Origin of the sequence: Burkholderia sp. Se-20378 (assembly GCF_017104665.1) — a bacterium.
In the GTDB taxonomy this organism is placed as follows: domain Bacteria; phylum Pseudomonadota; class Gammaproteobacteria; order Burkholderiales; family Burkholderiaceae; genus Burkholderia; species Burkholderia lata.
Genome location: NZ_JAAGPG010000720.1, coordinates 1 through 3,452, shown reverse-complemented (window position 1 = coordinate 3,452; position 3,452 = coordinate 1). Strand labels below are relative to the sequence as shown.

Below are 3,452 nucleotides of genomic sequence, written 5' to 3'. Positions count from 1 at the left end.
CATGCAGAGCACCATCAGCGAGCCGCCGCCGAGCGCGGTGACGGCGCGCAGCGCGAGCAGCGCGGCGAAGCCCGGCATCCACAGCGCGGTCAGCAGGTTGCCCGCGCCGAACAGCGCGATGGCGAACGCGGCGACGCGGCGCGCGTCGACCCGGCCGAGCCACAGGTACGACGGCACGGTCGCGAGGCTGAACGCGCCGAGTTCGACGAAGAAGTAGGTGCCGATCTGCGACGCCGACAACCCGAGCTGCGTTGCAAGCTGGCCGGCGACGGCGGGCGCCACGAGCAGCAGCAGCGGCGTGATGGCCGCGAACACGACGAGCGCGACGAGCGTCGAGCGCGCGAAGGTCGATGCGCGGCCGTCGGGTGGGAGCGCGGCATCCGTAGACAGGGTTTTCATGGCGGGATCTCGTGTGGGGAGTCAGAACAGGTGATACATGCCGACCATCGCGCCGAACTGCGATGCGCCGGCAAGCGGCGTCGGGTCGTATTCGTAGACGGTCTGCGAACTCTGGCCGCTGTTGCGTGCGTAGCCCAGGTTCACGTAGGCGACGGTGCGTTTCGACAGCGCGTACGTGGTGCTCGCGATGAACAGCGTCGGGTGGCCGATCGCCGGCGTGCGCGAGTCGGTGTGATAGACGCCCGCGTTCAGGCCGATCTTGCTCGACATCTGGTAGCGCGCACCGCCCCAGACGATCGTGCGTGCCGCGTCGAGGTCGCCGGTCAGGCGTTCGACGCCCGCATAGACGGTGAGCGGCAGTGTGGCGAACGCATAGCGCGCGGCGAGCGTGCCGAGTTCGCGGCGCCGCGCCGACGTGTCGTCGGCCGCGGAAACATCGCCGTGCGCCTGATGCAGCACCGCGCTGACCGACAGGCCGTTGCTCGTGAACTGGCCGCCGAGTTCGAGCACGCGTCCGGCGCGCGTATTGCCGGCGACGCCGGACGTCGCGGCAAGCGCCTCCACGTCGAAGCCCGCGAACGTCGGCGACTGGTACTTGACCGAGTTGTCGATGAAGTTCGCGTTCATCGGCACGATGACGCCCTGGCCGCTGTACGACGCGTACCAGAGCGGGTCGTAGAACAGCGTCTTGTCGAACAGCACGCTGAACTGCCGGCCGAGCGTGATGGTGCCGACGGGCCCCGCGATGCCGACGTACGCGCCGCGGAAGAATGCATAGCCGGGCACGGTCGCAGTGCCGTCGTTGAGGTTGAGACCCTGTTCGAGCTTGAACAGCGCCCGCCAGCCGCCGCCGAGATCCTCGTGGCCTTTCAGCCCGATCTGCGAAGGCAGGATCCCGTAGTTCTGCAACTGCACGGCCGAGTGGCGCCCGTCGGCGTGCGTCAGGTATTGCACGCCGGCGTCGAGCGCGCCGTACAGCGTGAGACTCGACTGCGCGTGCGCGGCGGCGCTGCACGCGGCAAGTGTCGCGACGGTTGCGGCCGTGCGGATGAAGCGGGATTTCGTCACGTGGGGTTCTCCATACCGTCCTGCATCGGTTTGTCGTTGGTGTTGTCGCGACGCAGTGTCCGCAGCGGGAAAACCTTCGAACAGTCGTACAGATGAACGGTGCGGAAAACCCGCGGTGCGCGGCATGCACGCGGCGGGCTGCCGTCACGTGGCGTGCTGCGGAGCAGCAACGTGTCGTGCACCGTTCAAATGGATGGGGCTGACGCCCGTTCCGGCACCGTGGCCCGTCAAAAAAGCCGATCGCTATAATCGGCCGGTGTCGTTGCGCACATCAGCAGCCCGATCGGGCAGGGGAGCGGAAGGTGAGGATCACGACGGATTTCGGGCAGGATCTCGATGCGCTGCGCGACGTGCCGGCCGCCATCGTGCTCGACGACTTCGCCTGGCCGCCGCTGCCGTCCCGGCGTGCCGATTTCGACGGCGTCACGCGCGGCGACGCATCGCAGCGCGAACTCGGGCTGATGCTGCTCGACCTGTACGCGGTTGCCGCACGGTCCGGCATCGGCGAATTCGAATACCGCTTCTTTTCGCTGCTGCAGGCGCTCATTCCGTTCGACGCCGCATGGACGGGCGTCGCGACCCATGTGCCGACCGGCCCGGTGATGCACAACAGCTTCCTGTACCGTCTGCCGCACGCATTCTTCAGCGACTGGAAGCGCGTGCGCGATTGCGACCCGCTCGCGCACCGCACGCTGCGCGGCGCGCACGGCCACGCGGTGCGGTTGTCGGTCGTCGAACCGGGGCTCGATGCCCGGTTTCGCGACTGGTGCGTGAAGTACGGGCTCGCGCAGTTGATGTGCGTGTGCACGCTCGATCGCCGGTTCGGCCTGACGACGTTCATGTCGATTTACCGCCAGGGCCTGAATCGACCGTTCAGCGACGACGATGCACGCCGTTTCGAGGAAGTGATTCCGCATCTCGCGGCGGCGCTGACGATCAATCGCGCCGCGCAGCTCACGCGCGAGCGCGGCGATACGGTCGCGCCGGCGGCGCGCGCGCTGTGCGACAACTTCGGCGTGCTCCACCATGCCGATCACGGTTTCGACGACGTGCTGCGCACTGAATGGCCGGCGTGGGCCGGTGCGCGCGTGCCGGAGCCGCTCGTCGCGCACCTGCGGCGCCAGTCGGGCCAGCCGTTCGTCGGCGATGCGCTGCGGATCCAGTGCGTGCCGGTCGCGGGGCTGTTCCAGATCGAGGCGCGGCCGCGCTCGCTGCTCGACCGGCTGAGCCCGCGCGAGCTCGCGGCGATCCGCTATTACGGCGCGGGGCGCTCGCACAAGGAGGTCGCGCAACAGATGGCGATTTCGCCGACGACCGTGCGCCACTACCTGCGCTGCGCGTACCGCAAGCTCGGCATGCACGACAAGAGCCAGATCGCGGGCGTGCTCGGCGCGACGAGCGGCGCGGCCGACGACGAGCCGGTGGAAGCCGGTGGCGAGCCGCGCTGAGTTCCGCTGAGTCGCACGACCGCCGTGCGTTGCACACGGTCGCGTGAATGGTTGTGCCCACAACCATTGAGCGTTATGCTAGTCAGCTCCCAGGAGACGGAATTCCATCATGAACGACACGAATTCAGGGTCGGTGCGCGCGGCGGTGGTCGGGGTCGGCGCGATCGGCGGGTTGCTCGCGGCTGCGTTGTCGCGGGCCGGCATGACCGTGAGCGCGTACGCGCGCGGCGCGACGCTCGACGCGTTGAATATGCACGGCGTGCGCGTGATCGACGAGGCGGGCGTGACGTCGTCGGTTCCGGTCCGCGCGAGCGACGATGCGGCCGCGCTCGGCGTGCAGGACTACGTGGTGATCGCGCTGAAGGCGCAGGCGCTGCCGTCGCTGGCCGCGCGCATCGCACCGCTGGTCGGGCCGGACACCGTGATCGTCGCGGCAATGAACGGGTTGCCGTGGTGGTTCACGCACGGGCTCGAAGGGGCGCTCGACGGCGTGCCGCTCGATGCGGTCGATCCGGCCGGCGCGGTGTCGGCGGCATA

General features: G+C 68.9%; 3 protein-coding genes and 1 pseudogene. 2 read left to right on the top strand and 2 right to left on the bottom strand.

What is annotated here, in order from left to right; genetic code table 11:
* Positions 1-399 (bottom strand): annotated as a pseudogene (locus G3N93_RS36575) (MFS transporter); the annotation flags it as partial.
* A gap of 21 nt (positions 400-420) precedes the next feature.
* Positions 421-1,467, bottom strand: coding sequence for a porin (locus G3N93_RS36570; RefSeq protein WP_206135198.1), 1,047 nt, complete (start codon positions 1,465-1,467; stop codon positions 421-423).
* A gap of 302 nt (positions 1,468-1,769) precedes the next feature.
* On the opposite strand from G3N93_RS36570, the gene G3N93_RS36565 reads away from it, so the two are divergent.
* Together G3N93_RS36565 and G3N93_RS36560 are read left to right on the top strand one after the other, a co-directional pair.
* Positions 1,770-2,915 carry a helix-turn-helix transcriptional regulator gene (locus tag G3N93_RS36565; RefSeq protein WP_174941619.1) on the top strand — a complete coding sequence of 382 codons (1,146 nt, stop codon included), beginning with the start codon at positions 1,770-1,772 and terminating at the stop codon, positions 2,913-2,915.
* A gap of 109 nt (positions 2,916-3,024) precedes the next feature.
* Positions 3,025-3,452, top strand: a 428-nt coding sequence (locus G3N93_RS36560; protein ID WP_277396600.1) for a 2-dehydropantoate 2-reductase N-terminal domain-containing protein, incomplete at its 3' end; no start/stop codon positions are given.